The organism is Pseudomonas sivasensis (assembly GCF_021391435.1).
GTDB classification, from domain to species: domain Bacteria; phylum Pseudomonadota; class Gammaproteobacteria; order Pseudomonadales; family Pseudomonadaceae; genus Aquipseudomonas; species Aquipseudomonas sivasensis.
Genome location: NZ_CP090029.1, coordinates 432,145 through 446,399, shown reverse-complemented (window position 1 = coordinate 446,399; position 14,255 = coordinate 432,145). Strand labels below are relative to the sequence as shown.

Below are 14,255 nucleotides of genomic sequence, written 5' to 3'. Positions count from 1 at the left end.
GAGAACCGCATGAGCAGCCTGACCGTTACCCCATTGAGCACTGCCTTGGGCGCCCAGATCAGTGGCGTCGATATTACCCAGCCGCTGAGCGCCGAACACCGCGATGCCATCGAGCAGGCGTTACTCAGCCACTCGGTGCTGTTCTTCCGTGGCCAGCCGATCACCCCGCAGCAACAGGCGCGGTTCGCGGCGAACTTCGGCGACCTGCACATCCACCCGATCTACCCCAACGTGCCGGAACAGCCCGAAGTGCTGATCCTCGACACCGCCGTCACCGACGTACGCGACAACGCCGTGTGGCACACCGACGTGACCTTCCTGCCCACCCCGGCGCTCGGCGCGGTGCTTAGCGCCAAGCTGCTGCCGGCGTTTGGTGGCGACACGTTGTGGGCCAGTGGTATTGCGGCGTATGAGGCGTTGTCCGAGCCGTTGAAGGCGTTGCTCAACGGCCTCACCGCCACCCACGATTTCACCAAGTCTTTTCCGCTGGAGCGCTTCGGCAACACCGCCGAAGACCTGTTGCGCTGGGAAGAAACCCGTAGGAAGAACCCGCCGCTGTCGCACCCGGTCGTGCGCACGCATCCGGTGAGCGGGCGTAAGTCGCTGTTTGTCAGTGAGGGGTTTACTACCAGGATCAATGAGCTTGAGCCCGCAGAGAGCGAAGCGATCCTGAAGCTGCTGTTTGCCCATGCGACACGGCCGGAATTCACGATCCGCTGGCGCTGGCAGGAGAACGACGTGGCCTTCTGGGACAACCGCGTGACCCAGCATTACGCGGTGGATGACTACCGGCCGCAGCGGCGGGTGATGCATCGGGCAACGATTCTTGGGGATGTGCCGTTCTAAACCACACAGCACATCAAATGTAGGAGGGGGCTTGCCCCCTCCTACATTGACCGAGTCATACCAAACTATTCAGCGGTCGATGGCTTTTCCCACAGGTTAATCCCGCCTTCCTGCGCAAACCGATCAATCTCCGCCAGTTCTTCCGCAGTGAAGCTCAAGTTCTTCAACGCTCCGACGTTCTCGATAATCTGCTCCGGCCGGCTCGCGCCGATCAGCGCACTGGTGACCCGTGGATCACGCAACGTCCACGCCAGTGCCAGCTGCGCCAGGCTCTGACCACGGCGCTGGGCGATTTCGTTCAGCGCACGCACATGGGCGATGTTGGCGTCGGACAAGTGCTTGGCCTGCAACGAACCACCGCCCGGGCGATTGACCCGTGCATCAGCCGGCACACCGTTGAGGTACTTGTCGGTCAACAAACCCTGAGCCAGTGGCGTAAAAGCGATCACGCCGGCGCCGAGTTCCTCGGTGGTGTCGAGCAGGTCTTTTTCCACCCAGCGGTTGAGCAGGTTGTAGGCCGGCTGGTGGATCAGCAGCGGTACCTTCCACTCCTTGAGCAGCGCAGCGATTTCGCGAGTCTTCACGCCGGAATACGACGAAATGCCTATGTACAACGCCTTGCCTTGTTGCACGGCGGTGGCGAGGGCGCTGGCGGTTTCTTCAAGCGGGGTGTCGGCGTCAAAGCGGTGGGAGTAGAAAATATCCACATAGTCGACGCCCAGGCGCTGCAGGCTTTGGTCCAGGCTGGCCAGCACGTATTTGCGCGAACCGCCGCCCTGGCCGTAAGGGCCGGGCCACATGTCCCAACCGGCCTTGCTGGAGATAATCAATTCGTCGCGGTACTGCTTGAAGTCTTCACGCAGCAAACGACCGAAATTGATCTCGGCACTGCCGTAGGGCGGGCCGTAGTTATTAGCCAGGTCGAAGTGGTTGATACCCAGGTCGAACGCCGTGCGCAACAGGGCGCGCTGGGTGTCGATCGGGGTGCTGTCGCCAAAGTTGTGCCACAGCCCCAGGGACAGTGCAGGCAGCACCAATCCACTGCGGCCTACGCGGCGATACGGAATAGATTCATAGCGGTTTTCGGCAGCAATGTACGTCATCGAATCCTCTCTGGGTCTAGGGCAAATAAGGCCTGGGAATAAGGTTATTCCCAGGCCTTTTAACCAGCTGAATCGCTTAAGTCTGCCCTTTCGTTGTACAGCAAAGTCCTACGCCAGAGGAACGATAAGACTCATAAAAAACTGCAATTTCACGCGAGCCCAACGTCACCGCTGGCCTGCGCAAAACCTAGCGCACCAGGTGCAGGAACTGCAGGTGCCGCTCGTACTGGTCGAGGATGTCATTGATGATCTGCTCCTTGGTGTAGCCCACCAGGTCGTAGTCCTGGCTGCCCTCACTCAAGTGCACTTCCGCCCGGTAATAGCGGCGGTTGTTGATCTCTTTGGAGCCCATGCCGCCACGGGCAAACGACGGCGTGAAGTAGCCGCGCATCTGCACCTGGTAGATGAACGGATGCTCCTCGCCATGGCCGATTTCCAGGCTCACGCTGTCGTTGGATGGATCCGGTTGGGTGACCACCGAAAGTCCCTTCTCGACAAACACCGCCGTCACTTCTTCAATCGCCGGGCGCACCGTCGATTCAAGGAAGCGGTACACCTCATCGCGCGATGGGAAATGCACCGCCTGGCTCAAGCGCTGGCGCCAGCCGCCCTTGCCTTTACGCGAAGCCGAGATCGGCGCCAAGGAATGCAACTGGGCGATCTGCTTTTGCGACTCCAGGTAGAAAGCCTTGTGCAGCCCCCACATCATCAGCAACAGAATCAGTGAGAACGGCAGCGAGGTCAGCACCACCGCCGATTTCAGCGAGTCGATACTGCCAGCAAACAGCAACGCACTGGTGACCAGCGCGGTCATCGCACCCCAGAACACCCGCAGCCATTTCGGCCCGTCTTCATCGGCGTTGCCGCCTTTGGACGACAGCGTCGACAAAACTACCGTGCCCGAATCCGCCGAGGTGACGAAGAACACGAAGCTGATAAACACGGTCACCGCGATAACGGTTTTGCTCCACGGATAGGTTTCCAGCAGCAGGTAGAGGCTCATCGACGGGTCATCGATGGCCGACTGGCCGAGCGCGGTCATGCCGTGGTTGAGCACTTGGTCGATGGCGCTGTTGCCGAAGATCGACATCCACGCCAGGGTAAAGCCCAGCGGGATCAGCAGCACGCCGAACACGAATTCGCGGATGGTGCGACCACGGGAAATCCGCGCGATAAACAGGCCCACGAACGGCGACCATGCGATCCACCAGGCCCAGTAGAACACCGTCCAACCGCCCAGCCAGTCGCTCGGCTTGTCGTAGGCGTAGACGTCGAAACTCTTGGTCGGCAGCGCGCCGAGGTAGTCACCGATGTTCTGGATCAAGGTGTTGAGCAAGTGCTGGGTAGGCCCGGCGAACAACACAAACAGCAGCAGCGCGCAGGCCAGCAGCATGTTGATGTCGGACATCACCCGCACGCCCTTATCGACGCCGGCCACTGCAACAAGGATCGCCGCGCCCATCATCAGGGTGATCAAACCGACCTGAATCCACTGGGTGTGGGCAATGCCAAACAAGTAGTCGAGGCCGGAGTTGAGGTGCAGCACGCCGAAGCCCATGTCGGCGCCAAGACCAAACACCGTGGCAATGATGCCGAAGCCATCCACCGCGTAGCCGATAGGGCCGTTGATGCGCTTACCGATCAGCGGGTACAGCGCCGAACGCAACGCCAGTGGCAGGTTATGCCGGTAGGCGAAATACGCCAGCGCCATGCCGACAAACGCGAACACACCCCAACCGTGCAGGCCCCAGTGCAGAAACAGAATCTGCATGGCTTGGCGCGCGGCATCGGCGTTCATCGGCGCGCCTTGGGGCGGCTGCACCAAGTGCGTCAGCGGCTCGGAGACGCAGAAGAAGAACAGCGTGATGCTGATCCCTGCGGCGAACAGCATGCCGGCCCAGGACAGGTAACTGAATTCGGGCTCGTCGTGGTCGGCACCGAGTTTTATCTTGCCGTAGCCCGATAGCGCGGTGACCACCACGAAGACCAGATACAGGGTCATCGCCAGCATGTAGTACCAGCCGACCGTATTGGCCGCCCAGTTTTGCGCTGCCAGCAACCAGGCACCGGCCTGTTGCGGGATAGCGATGACAGTGATGCCGAACAGCAGGATGAAGGTCGCGGCGAAGTAGAAAACCGGCGCATTCATGCGCACTTGGCCGCTGGCTGGGGTGGACGATGCACTCATGAGCGATGCACCCCGAGGTTGGAGCATGTGGCTGTAAATAACGGACTCAGCAAAGGTAAGCCTCCTGTTGTGAGCGGGCAGCGAACCACCGGGTTTAACTTGAACGAACATTCAAGTTAAACATGGATAGGCGGTTTTGGACTAATCGCAGGGCTGAGTGGTCGGTTATTCCTACACTAGCTCAAGGATTGGTATGACGGGTGCGGGAGGCAAATCGTTCAGCGATTGCGGGGTAAATCTGGAATGAGGCTAACAATGTGGGAGGGGGCTTGCTCCCGATGGCGGCGTGTCAGTCAATGAATGTACCAACTGACACTGCGCTATCGGGAGCAAGCCCCCGCCCACAGGGGATCTGCGTAGGGTTTTACTTCTGCGCCCCGTCATCATGCTGCAGATTCGCCTGAGTAATGTTCGCCTCAGCCGGCACACTGCGCGTCAGCCACACATTACCGCCAATGGTCGAGCCCTTGCCGATGGTGATCCGTCCGAGGATCGTCGCCCCGGCGTAGATCACCACATCATCCTCGACGATCGGGTGACGCGGATGGCCTTTCTGCAACTGCCCGTCTTCATCTGCCGGGAAGCGCTTGGCGCCCAACGTCACGGCCTGGTAGATGCGCACCCGCTCGCCGATGATCGCGGTTTCACCAATGACCACACCGGTCCCATGGTCGATAAAGAAGCTCGGGCCGATCTGCGCGCCGGGGTGGATGTCGATGCCGGTAGCCGAGTGGGCGATTTCCGCAATGATCCGCGCCAGCAGCGGCAAGCCGGCGCGGTACAAGTGGTGGGCCAGACGGTGGTGAATCACCGCCAGGATCCCCGGATAGCACAGCAACACTTCATCCACACTGCGCGCGGCCGGGTCGCCGTGGTAAGCGGCGAGTACGTCGGTGTCCAGCAGGCTGCGCAGAGACGGCAAGGCCAGGGCAAAACCCTGGATCAGGCGGATGGCGTGGGCATCGATCTGGCTGTCATCCTGCCCGCCCTGTCGCGCGGCATAACGCAACTCAAGACGCGCCTGGGCGAGCAAGGCATTGAGCGCGACGTCGAGGGTATGACCGACGTAAAAATCTTCACTTTCTTCACGCAAATCCGCCGGCCCCAAGCGCATCGGGAACAGTGCGCCGCACAGCGCTTCGAGGATTTGTGCAACGGCTTCTCGGGACGGCAATTCGCGTCCGCCATGCTCGCCGCTCAAGCGGCCATTGCGCGTTCGCCACTGGTCCCGGGCGCCGCGCAACTGGCTGACAATGGTCTGCAATTGCCAATGACTGGAACGCTCACTCACAGTATTTACTCCTGACGTAATGGCCATCACTTTACGGTATGCACCCTGGCCGCCATTAAGAACCAATGGTGTGATGCTAAGAACCATCGGGCATAAGCGATTGACGGTTGCCCGATGAAAAGTGCCTGCCTATAGTCGCTTCATCCCTTAGCCACCGTGCGTAGCCATGATCAAGCAACAGCTCGACCGTTTTAACCGCCTGGACCTGCTCGGCGGTGCCACCGCCCTGGAAAAACTCGAACGGTTGTCGACCTGGTTGGGACGGGACATCTACGTCAAGCGCGACGACACCACGCCACTGGCGATGGGCGGCAACAAACTGCGCAAACTCGAATACCTGGCCGCCGACGCCATCGCTCAGGGGGCCGACACCCTGGTGACCGCCGGTGCCATCCAGTCCAACCACGTACGCCAGACTGCCGCCCTTGCCGCCAAGCTCGGCCTAGGCTGCGTGGCCCTGCTGGAAAACCCCACCGGTACCGAAGACCCCAACTACCTGGGCAACGGCAATCGCCTGCTGCTGGAGCTGTTCGACGCCAAGGTGGAATTGGTGGAAAACCTCGATAACGCCGACGACCAACTCAACGCCCTCGCCGACCGCCTGCGCAGCAACGGCAAGAAGCCGTATCTGGTGCCCATCGGCGGCTCCAATGCCCTCGGCGCCTTAGGTTATGTGCGCGCCGGGCTGGAACTGGCCGCGCAGATCGAAGACAGCGGCATCGAATTCGCCGCCGTGGTACTGGCGTCCGGCAGTGCCGGCACCCACAGCGGCCTGGCCTTGGCGTTGAGTGAAGTACTGCCGAACTTACCGGTAGTCGGCGTCACCGTATCGCGCACCGAAGAAGCCCAGCGCCCCAAAGTACAGGGCCTGGCCGAACGCACTGCCGAGTTGCTCGGCGTGGATATCCCCGAAGCCTTCAAGGTGATCCTGTGGGACGAATACTTCGGCCCGCGTTATGGCGAACCGAACGCCGGGACCCTTTCGGCGGTCAAGCTATTGGCGAGCCAGGAAGGCCTGCTGCTGGACCCGGTCTACACTGGCAAGGCCATGGCCGGCTTGCTGGACGGTATCGGGCGCCAGCGCTTTGAAGATGGCCCGATTATTTTCCTGCATACCGGTGGGGCACCGGCGTTGTTTGCCTATGACTCGGTTTTCAACTGAATAAACGCGGGCTAAATGTGGAAAGGGGCCTGTCCCCGATAGCGGAGTGTCAGCCAGCTCATCTGTTACTGATACACCGCTATCGGGGGCAAGCCCCTTACCACATTAGACTCAACGCATATTCATAAAAAGAATATCAATTGAGTTTTATATTATTTTCAAGTCTTAAAACCGGGCTTTATCATCGCGCCGAAGGCGAAGACGCGCTTCGCGCTTTAAGGCAGGATACGACTACCGCGTCACCTGCTTCGCTCAACATAAAAACACAGGGGCTCTTCATGACTATTTCCGCATTCCGTCGCACTTTGCTGGTCGGTACTTTGGGTTTGGCTCTCGGTGCCAGCCTGCTGGGCCAGGCCGTTGCCGGCGAGCAACTGGGCAACATCAAAAAGGCCGGCGAGATCAAAATCGGCCTGGAAGGCACCTATCCGCCGTTCAGCTTCGTCGATGAAAGCGGCAAGCTCAGCGGTTTCGAAGTCGAGCTGTCCGAAGCGCTGGCCAAGGAGCTGGGCGTCAAGGTCAAGCTGCAGGCCACGCCATGGGATGGCATCCTCGCTGCCCTGGAATCCAAGCGCCTGGACGCAGTGGTCAACCAAGTGACCATCTCTGAAGAGCGCAAGAAGAAGTACGATTTCTCCACGCCTTACACCGTTTCCGGTATCCAGGCGCTGGTGCTGAAGAAGAACGTTGACACCATCAAGACCGCCGACGACCTGGCCGGCAAAAAAGTTGGTGTGGGCCTGGGCACCAACTACGAGCAATGGCTCAAGGACAACCAACCCAAAGCCATCATCAAGACCTATAACGATGATCCGACCAAGTTCCAGGACCTGCGCATCGGCCGTATCGACGCGATTCTGATCGACCGCCTGGCCGCCCTGGAATACGCCAAGAAAGCCCCGGACACCGCCGCTGCAGGCGATGCCTTCTCCCGCCAGGAAGCCGGTATCGCGCTGCGCAAAGGCGAGCCTGAACTGCTGGAAGCGGTGAACAAGGCCCTCGACAAGCTGCGCGCCGATGGCACCTTGAAGAAGCTGTCCGAGAAGTACTTCAACGCTGACGTCACTCAATAATGGAAGCAGGTTTCCAACTCGCGCTGGACTCCGCGCCCTTTCTGCTCAAGGGCGCGTATTACACGGTGATTCTCAGCCTTGGCGGCATGTTCTTCGGCTTGCTGCTGGGCTTCGGCCTGGCCTTGATGCGTCTGTCGCGCTTCAAGCTGCTGAGCTGGACTGCCCGTGTCTATGTGTCGTTCTTTCGCGGCACGCCCTTGCTGGTACAGCTGTTTTTGATTTACTACGGCTTGCCGCAAGTGGGCATCGAACTGGATCCGATCCCGGCAGCCATGATCGGCTTTTCGCTGAACATGGCCGCCTACGCGTGTGAAATCCTGCGGGCCGCCATCGCGTCTATCGAGCGTGGCCAGTGGGAGGCCGCTGCCAGTATCGGCATGACCCGCGCGCAGACCCTGCGCCGGGCCATCCTGCCGCAGGCGATGCGCACCGCGCTGCCGCCGCTGGGTAACAGCTTTATTTCGCTGGTCAAGGACACGGCGCTGGCCGCCACCATTCAGGTGCCGGAGCTGTTTCGCCAAGCGCAACTGGTGTCGGCGCGTACCTTCGAAATTTTCACCATGTATCTGTCCGCCGCTCTGATCTACTGGGTACTGGCGAGCATCCTGGCGCATTTTCAAAATCGTCTGGAAGACCGGGTCAACCGGCATGACCTGGAGTCTTGAAGCATGATCGTGGTTGAAAAACTGACCAAACAATTCAACGGTCAGGTGGTGCTCAACGGCATCGACCTTGAGGTCAAGGAAGGCGAAGTTGTCGCCATCATCGGCCCCAGCGGTTCCGGCAAGACCACCTTCCTGCGCTGCCTGAATTTCCTTGAAGAACCCACCAGCGGCCGCATCAAGGTGGGCGACATCCAGATCGACGGCAGCAAACCGCTCAACCAGCAACAGAACCTGGTGCGGCGCCTGCGCCAACACGTGGGTTTTGTGTTCCAGAACTTCAACTTGTTCCCCCATCGCACTGCGCTGGAAAACGTCATCGAAGGCCCCACCGTGGTCAAGAAGATGCCGCGCGAAGACGCTATTGCCCTGGGGCGCAAGCTCCTGGCCAGGGTCGGCCTGGCGGGCAAGGAAGACGCCTACCCACGGCGTCTGTCCGGTGGTCAGCAACAGCGCGTGGCGATTGCCCGTGCATTGGCCATGGAGCCGGAGGTGATTCTGTTCGACGAACCCACCTCGGCACTCGACCCGGAACTGGTGGGTGAAGTGCTGGCGACCATCCGCAGCCTGGCTGAGGAGAATCGCACCATGGTCATCGTCACCCACGAAATGAGCTTTGCCCGAGACGTTGCCAACCGGGTGATCTTTTTCGACAAGGGCGTGATCGTGGAACAGGGCGAAGCCAAGGCGTTGTTTGCCAACCCCAAGGAAGAACGCACGCGGCAGTTTTTGAGCAAATTCCTCGCGCATTAACTGCACCCTACGATTGAGCATTTGTGGTGAGGGAGCTTGTTCCCTCGCCACCATTAGTATTCCTACAAGAAGTCCTCGCCCACAGCTGTAAAACACGCTCGCTATTGCGCCTTAAAATCCCCCGCCCAGTCAGACCCGTCTGAATAACACCGAACCCGCCGTTTAGCCTTTTGCCGCCATTGACGCCCCTTGGCCAACCCTCTTATCTAAGGCCCAGAGGATTGGATCCTATCCCGGCTATTCACTGAATCGTTCCTTTCAGCCCCGCTGCGCACCTGCGCCTAAGGGTCGGAACGATTGCTGCTGGCTGCATCAAGGAGATTACTTATGACGTGCACTGCAACCCCGGCCCTGCTCACCGCCCCGACGTTGCCACAGGCCCTTCGAAACGGCATCAATGCCCTGGCAGCCGCACAGCTGCTGGTCGATATCGCACCCTACCCTGGCATGGATGACGGCGATCTGATCGAGCTGTTCTGGAACAACTGTTTTGCGGCCTCACGGCGGGTGACTGCCTGCGAAGTCGGCATGCCTACCCGACTGCGTGTTCCGGAAAGTTTTGTGCAGGAGGGTGTCGCTCAGGTTCATTACCAAATCATGCAGGTCGGCCGCGCCCCGGCACGTTCGGCCATGACGCACCTGCGTGTGAAAACCAACTCCCCCGGAGGCCTGCCCTGCGCCCTCTACAGCGATGAAAACCAGAACCTTGCCCCGGTGGGTCTGCCGGACACCATTCGCCGCTACGGCGTGAATGCCAGCCAGGTGCGACGGGGGATTCCGCTGACCATCGAGCCCTACCTGAACATGACCACCGGCGATGCCATCACCCTGCGTTGGGGCGACGCACGCATGGACCTGCCGAAGATACAGGCCAAGGCCGTCGGCCAGGCGGTGCAGGTTTGGGTGCCGCCGACGTTGATAGTCGAGGCCGGCGACGACAGCCGGTTGGAGGTGACTTACTGCATTCTGGACCGGGTCGGCAACAATTCGCGCTGGGCGCCAGCCCGGACGCTACGTATTGCCGCCAGCGCGATCACCCGTCCGACCGGCACCGCGCCGGTCTATCAGGGCTCACCCTGTGAACCCGGTTGATCGCCCTTCTATGCATATTCCCAAAAGTTAGTTTATTTAAATATTTAACAAGCTTAGGGTATATGCACCGGACCACCGGACATCTTTGATTTTTCTGTTTTCATTTCATTGAATGCGAGGTCGGTATGGTCAGAATTACCCCGGTGCACAACGCCAGGGCATTACGTGCAGCCAAGGAGCGGCGCTGATGTCTAACTTGGCTCTAACACCCCCCCAACGTGATCTGGACGTAGCACCGCTGCTGTTGCCGGCCGCCGTGCTGCGCAACGACGCCGAGGCGCTGAACGCCGCCCATGAGCTGGCCGAGGCCGCGCGCCTGCAAGCCGCCACGCGCGATCAGCAACGCAAGCTGCCATGGGCACAGATCGAACAGTTCACCCGCAGCGGGCTGGGCAGTATTTCCATTCCCCGCGAATACGGCGGCCCGCAGGTGTCATTCGTGACGCTGGCCGACGTGTTCGCAATCATCAGCGCGGCAGACCCGGCCCTCGGGCAGATCCCGCAGAACCATTTCGGCATCCTGCACCTGTTGCAGGGCGCTGCCACCGAACGCCAGAAAAAACAGTTGTTCCAGAGCGTGCTCGACGGCTGGCGCATCGGCAATGGCGGCCCGGAACGCGGCACCAAAAACACCCTGGAGCTCAAGGCGCGCATCACTGCCCAAGGCGACGGTTACGTGATCAGCGGCCAGAAGTTCTACTCCACCGGTGCGCTGTTTGCCCACTGGGTGGCGATCAAGGCGCTGAACGATGACGGCAAGCAGGTCATGGCGTTCGTGCGCCGTGGCACCGAAGGGCTGCGCATCGTCGATGACTGGTCAGGCTTCGGCCAACGCACCACCGCCAGCGGTACGGTGCTGCTCGACCAGGTGCAGGTCGACGCCGACCTGGTGGTCGACAACTGGCGCATCGGCGACAGCCCTAACATCCAGGGGGCCGTCTCGCAATTGATCCAGGCCGCGATCGACGCCGGCATCGCCCGCGGCGCTCTGGATGACACCATCAGCTTTATTCGCGAGCGCTCACGGCCCTGGATCGACGCCAAGGTCGAACGCGCCAGCGATGACCTGTATGTGATCGCCGATATCGGCAAGCTGAAAATCGAGCTGCACGCCGCCGAAGCGCTCTTGCGCAAGGCCGGCCAAGTGCTGGATCAGGTCAGTGCCGCGCCGATTACCGCGCAGTCCGCTGCACGCGCTTCAATCGCCGTGGCCGAGGCCAAAGTGTTGACCACTGAAGTGTCGTTGCTGGTCAGCGAGAAACTCTTTGAACTGGCCGGCAGTCGCGCCACCCTCGCTGAGTTCAACCTCGACCGGCATTGGCGCAACGCGCGCGTACACACGCTGCACGACCCCGTGCGCTGGAAGTACCACGCGGTGGGCACCTATCGCTTGAACGGCACCCTGCCTGCTCGCCACTCCTGGATTTAACCGACCAGACCTCTGGAGAAATACGCATGACCCTTTCTCATCACGTCGCGGTTATCACCAGCGATGAACAAGCCCTTGTTGTCGCCAGCGACCTGGCCGAAGACTTCCGCCGCGACAGCGCCCAGCGCGACCGCGAACGCCGCCTGCCGCTGCCCGAGTTGGACGTGTTTTCCCGCTCCGGCCTGTGGGGCATCAGCGTGCCGAAGGCATACGGCGGTGCAGGCGTGTCCAACGTCACCCTGGCGAAGGTCATCGCCTTGATCGCCCAGGCCGACGCCTCCCTGGGCCAGATTCCGCAAAACCATTTCTATGCCCTGGAAGTGCTGCGCGTTAACGGCAGCCCGGCGCAGCAACAACGCCTGTACGCCGAAGTACTCGCCGGCCAGCGCTTCGGCAATGCCCTTGCAGAACTGGGCACCAAGACCGCTCACGATCGCGTCACGAGCATCACCCGCGACGGCGACGGCTTTCGCATCACGGGCCGCAAGTTCTACTCAACCGGTGCGATCTACGCGCAACGCATCCCGACCTCCGTGGTGGATGAGCACGGCGTGCAGCAGTTGGCGTTTGTACCGCGCGACAGCGAAGGCCTGAGCGTGATTGACGACTGGAGCGGCTTTGGCCAGCGCACCACCGGCAGCGGCTCGGTGGTGTTCGATAACGTCTGGGTCGCTGCCCACGACGTGGTCCCTTTCCAAAGCGCCTTTGAACGCCCGACTACCGTCGGCCCGCTCGCGCAGATTCTTCATGCTGCCATCGACACCGGCATCGCCCGCGCCGCCTTTGAGGATGCGCTGCACTTTGTGCGCACCAAGACTCGCCCATGGATCGACTCCGGCAACGACAAGGCCACTGAAGACCCGTTGACCCTGAAGAGCTTCGGCCACTTGAGCATCCGTCTGCACGCCGCAGAGGCATTGCTGGAACGCTCAGGTGAATTCCTCGACCGCGCCCAGGCCGACAGCAATGCCGAGACCGTTGCGGCTGCCTCGATTGCCGTGGCCGAAGTACGCGCCTTGAGCACCGAAATCTCCCTGGCCGCCGGCAGCACCTTATTCGAACTCGCCGGCAGCCAGGCGACCCTGGCCGAGCACGGCCTCGACCGCCACTGGCGCAACGCACGGGTGCACACCCTGCACGACCCGGTGCGCTGGAAGTACCACGCGGTAGGCAATTACTACCTCAATGCTGAAAACCCGCCACTGCGGGGGACCATTTGATGGCGAAGAAAAAGATCCTGCTCAATGCCTTCAACATGAACTGCATCGGGCACATCAACCACGGCCTGTGGACCCACCCACGAGATACGTCCACCCAGTACAAGACCATCGAGTACTGGACTGAGTTGGCGCAAACCCTGGAGCGTGGGCTGTTCGATGGCTTGTTTATCGCCGATATCGTCGGCGTGTACGACGTCTATCAAAACTCCATCGACGTGCCGCTCAAGGAGTCGATCCAACTACCGGTCAACGACCCGTTGCTGCTGGTCTCGGCCATGGCTGCGGTCACCAGGAATCTAGGCTTCGGCCTGACCGCCAATCTCACGTATGAGCCGCCGTATCTGTTCGCCCGACGCATGTCCACGCTTGACCACCTGAGCCGTGGCCGGGTGGGCTGGAACATCGTCACCGGCTACCTCGACAGCGCCGCCAAAGCCATGGGCCTTAGCGAGCAGGTCGAGCATGACCGGCGCTACGACCAGGCCGATGAGTACCTGGAAGTGCTCTACAAACTCTGGGAAGGCAGTTGGGAAGACGACGCGGTGCTCAACGATCCGCAAGCGCGGGTCTACGCGCAGCCGGGCAAGGTGCACAAGGTCGAGCACCATGGCGAGTTTTATCAGGTGGAGGGTTATCACCTGTGTGAACCGTCGCCGCAACGTACGCCGGTGCTGTTCCAGGCCGGCAGCTCGGACCGTGGCTTGCTGTTCGCCGGGCGCCATGCCGAGTGCGTGTTTATCAGCGGGCAGAACAAAGCGTCGACCAAGGTCCAGGTGGACAAGGTGCGCGCCAGTGCAGTCGAGGCCGGGCGGAATCCGGATGACATCAAGGTGTTCATGGGCCTCAACGTAATCGTCGGCGCCACCGAAGAACAGGCCTGGGCCAAGCATGCCGAGTACCTGAGCTATGCCAGCGCGGAGGCCGGCGTGGCGCACTTCTCGGCGTCCACCGCGATTGATTTTTCCCAGTACGAAATCGACGAACCGATCCAGTACGTGAAGAGCAACGCAATCCAGTCGGCCACCAAGAACCTGCAAAACAACGACTGGACCCGGCGCAAATTGCTGGAGCAGCACGCCCTCGGCGGACGCTATATCACCTTGGTCGGCTCGCCCGAACAAGTCGCTGACGAGCTGGAATCGTGGATCAGCGAAACCGGGTTGGATGGCTTCAACCTGACGCGGATTGTGACGCCGGAAAGCTATGTGGACTTTATCGACCTGGTGGTGCCGGTGCTGCAGAAGCGGGGGTCGTACAAGACCGAATATGAGAACGGCACGCTGCGTGAAAAAGTCTTCCAAGGCACAGCCCGTTTACCCGAACAACACCACGGATCTACCTACCGCCACTGATCAAAAATGTGGGAGGGAGCTTGCCCCCGATAGCGGTGGTTCAGTTGGCAAGTGCGGTGACTGATACACCGCTATCGGGAGCAA

12 protein-coding genes are annotated in these 14,255 nt (G+C 60.7%); 9 read left to right on the top strand and 3 right to left on the bottom strand.

The genetic code is table 11. The features are described from left to right. The first annotated feature begins 9 nt into the window (after positions 1 to 9). Entirely contained in the window at positions 10 to 846 is an 837-nt protein-coding gene (gene tauD, locus LRO94_RS02025) for a taurine dioxygenase (RefSeq protein ID WP_179179666.1), read from the top strand. A 65-nt stretch (positions 847 to 911) separates the two neighbouring features. Here tauD and mgrA read toward each other — a convergent pair whose 3' ends face one another. The 3 genes from mgrA to epsC form a co-directional block, all read right to left on the bottom strand. After that, complete coding sequence (gene mgrA, locus LRO94_RS02020; RefSeq protein ID WP_032884927.1) at positions 912 to 1,949, bottom strand: L-glyceraldehyde 3-phosphate reductase; 1,038 nt, start codon at positions 1,947 to 1,949, stop codon at positions 912 to 914. Between the two features lie 187 nt (positions 1,950 to 2,136). After that, positions 2,137 to 4,098, bottom strand: a complete 1,962-nt coding sequence (betT, locus tag LRO94_RS02015; protein ID WP_163033287.1) for a choline transporter BetT — start codon at positions 4,096 to 4,098, stop codon at positions 2,137 to 2,139. Positions 4,099 to 4,501: 403 nt separating this feature from the next. After that, positions 4,502 to 5,428: a serine O-acetyltransferase EpsC gene (gene epsC, locus LRO94_RS02010; protein ID WP_095186296.1), complete on the bottom strand. Its 927-nt coding sequence runs from the start codon at positions 5,426 to 5,428 to the stop codon at positions 4,502 to 4,504. Between the two features lie 166 nt (positions 5,429 to 5,594). Between epsC and LRO94_RS02005 the strand changes: the two genes are divergently transcribed. The 8 genes from LRO94_RS02005 (at position 5,595) to LRO94_RS01970 (ending at position 14,171) form a co-directional block, all read left to right on the top strand. Then, a complete protein-coding gene (locus tag LRO94_RS02005) occupies positions 5,595 to 6,590 on the top strand; it encodes a D-cysteine desulfhydrase (protein ID WP_179179667.1) in 996 nt (331 codons plus the stop codon). Between the two features lie 278 nt (positions 6,591 to 6,868). Continuing rightward, on the top strand, positions 6,869 to 7,663 hold the full coding sequence (gene tcyJ, locus LRO94_RS02000) for a cystine ABC transporter substrate-binding protein (protein ID WP_122682165.1): 795 nt from the start codon (positions 6,869 to 6,871) through the stop codon (positions 7,661 to 7,663). Beyond that, positions 7,663 to 8,328, top strand: a complete 666-nt coding sequence (tcyL, locus tag LRO94_RS01995; protein WP_032884921.1) for a cystine ABC transporter permease — start codon at positions 7,663 to 7,665, stop codon at positions 8,326 to 8,328. Before tcyJ ends, tcyL begins: the two co-directional genes overlap by 1 nt. A gap of 3 nt (positions 8,329 to 8,331) precedes the next feature. Then, entirely contained in the window at positions 8,332 to 9,078 is a 747-nt protein-coding gene (tcyN, locus tag LRO94_RS01990; RefSeq protein WP_032884920.1) for an L-cystine ABC transporter ATP-binding protein TcyN, read from the top strand. A 327-nt stretch (positions 9,079 to 9,405) separates the two neighbouring features. Beyond that, positions 9,406 to 10,170 carry a hypothetical protein gene (locus LRO94_RS01985; RefSeq protein WP_179179668.1) on the top strand — a complete coding sequence of 255 codons (765 nt, stop codon included), beginning with the start codon at positions 9,406 to 9,408 and terminating at the stop codon, positions 10,168 to 10,170. Between the two features lie 187 nt (positions 10,171 to 10,357). Further along, the gene (locus tag LRO94_RS01980; RefSeq protein ID WP_179179669.1) at positions 10,358 to 11,599 is read left to right on the top strand and encodes an SfnB family sulfur acquisition oxidoreductase; all 1,242 of its coding nucleotides are present in this window, start codon (positions 10,358 to 10,360) and stop codon (positions 11,597 to 11,599) included. A gap of 26 nt (positions 11,600 to 11,625) precedes the next feature. Beyond that, entirely contained in the window at positions 11,626 to 12,819 is a 1,194-nt protein-coding gene (locus LRO94_RS01975) for an SfnB family sulfur acquisition oxidoreductase (protein ID WP_032884916.1), read from the top strand. After that, on the top strand, positions 12,819 to 14,171 hold the full coding sequence (locus LRO94_RS01970) for an LLM class flavin-dependent oxidoreductase (protein ID WP_179179670.1): 1,353 nt from the start codon (positions 12,819 to 12,821) through the stop codon (positions 14,169 to 14,171). Before LRO94_RS01975 ends, LRO94_RS01970 begins: the two co-directional genes overlap by 1 nt. Positions 14,172 to 14,255 lie beyond the last annotated feature (84 nt).

Excerpts from the sequence above, each read along its gene's own strand:
- tauD (WP_179179666.1), top strand. The coding sequence starts at position 10 with ATGAGCAGCCTGACCGTTACCCCATTGAGCACTGCCTTGGGCGCCCAG.
- mgrA (WP_032884927.1), bottom strand. The coding sequence starts at position 1,949 with ATGACGTACATTGCTGCCGAAAACCGCTATGAATCTATTCCGTATCGC.
- betT (WP_163033287.1), bottom strand. The coding sequence starts at position 4,098 with ATGAATGCGCCGGTTTTCTACTTCGCCGCGACCTTCATCCTGCTGTTC.
- LRO94_RS02005 (WP_179179667.1), top strand. The coding sequence starts at position 5,595 with ATGATCAAGCAACAGCTCGACCGTTTTAACCGCCTGGACCTGCTCGGC.
- tcyJ (WP_122682165.1), top strand. The coding sequence starts at position 6,869 with ATGACTATTTCCGCATTCCGTCGCACTTTGCTGGTCGGTACTTTGGGT.
- tcyL (WP_032884921.1), top strand. The coding sequence starts at position 7,663 with ATGGAAGCAGGTTTCCAACTCGCGCTGGACTCCGCGCCCTTTCTGCTC.
- tcyN (WP_032884920.1), top strand. The coding sequence starts at position 8,332 with ATGATCGTGGTTGAAAAACTGACCAAACAATTCAACGGTCAGGTGGTG.
- LRO94_RS01985 (WP_179179668.1), top strand. The coding sequence starts at position 9,406 with ATGACGTGCACTGCAACCCCGGCCCTGCTCACCGCCCCGACGTTGCCA.
- LRO94_RS01980 (WP_179179669.1), top strand. The coding sequence starts at position 10,358 with ATGTCTAACTTGGCTCTAACACCCCCCCAACGTGATCTGGACGTAGCA.
- LRO94_RS01975 (WP_032884916.1), top strand. The coding sequence starts at position 11,626 with ATGACCCTTTCTCATCACGTCGCGGTTATCACCAGCGATGAACAAGCC.
- LRO94_RS01970 (WP_179179670.1), top strand. The coding sequence starts at position 12,819 with ATGGCGAAGAAAAAGATCCTGCTCAATGCCTTCAACATGAACTGCATC.